Below are 681 nucleotides of genomic sequence, written 5' to 3'. Positions count from 1 at the left end.
CTTCCCTGCCCGACGCTTCCAGACCGCCACACCGACCGTCACAGAAGGAGGTCCCGTCATGGGACAGATGAAGACCATCCGCAAGGCCGACTGGGCACCGCGACCCCTGCTCGCTCCGGACGGCCGCAGCTACACCCCCGGCTCGTTCCGGGAAGAACGTGAACTGCTCTCCTCCGGCTACGCGCCCGCTCCCGTCGACACCGGAGACCCCGTGCCCGCTGGTGACACCGCGGTCGACCCCGCCACCACGGCTCCCGAGAGCGCGCCGGCTGATGCCGCCGCCGAAGCCGTCGTGGCCGCACCTGAACCCGCGCCAGCCGCGGAGCAGATGCCCGCGCCCCAGACCACCACCAGCAAGGCCAAGGCCGCACGGAGCAACGGAGAGAGCAAGTGAGCAAGGACAACCTCGACAACGTCACCCAGCTCGACGAGCAGGACGTTCGCCGGTACGGCGGAGAGAAGCGTGAGGGCAAGAAGCCTTTCAAGTTCCAGATCGGTGAGTCCCCGACCTTCTACGTGCAGGAGCCGGACGCCGACACCGTCATGGACATCGAGGAGGCCCAGACCTCCCGCCGTGTCCTGAAGCTGTTCCTCGGCGACCAGTTCGACGACGTGGCCGACTTCCTCGGCCCGGAACATCCCGACACCCTGATCGATCTCGCGCGGGACCTGTCCAAGCAC

Annotated in this window: 2 protein-coding genes; both read left to right on the top strand. The window is 68.0% G+C overall.

Annotated elements, in window-relative coordinates; translation table 11 throughout:
- Positions 1-394 (top strand): hypothetical protein (locus tag ACLBYD_RS30650; protein ID WP_447819396.1); only part of this gene is annotated, 394 nt, incomplete at its 5' end.
- Positions 391-681, top strand: a 291-nt coding sequence (locus ACLBYD_RS30645; RefSeq protein ID WP_447819395.1) for a hypothetical protein, incomplete at its 3' end; no start/stop codon positions are given. The genes ACLBYD_RS30650 and ACLBYD_RS30645, both read left to right, overlap by 4 nt.

Source organism: Rhodococcus sp. C26F (assembly GCF_053345925.1).
Note: the sequence above shows the minus strand (reverse complement) of the source record. Positions and strands in the feature narration are given on the sequence as shown.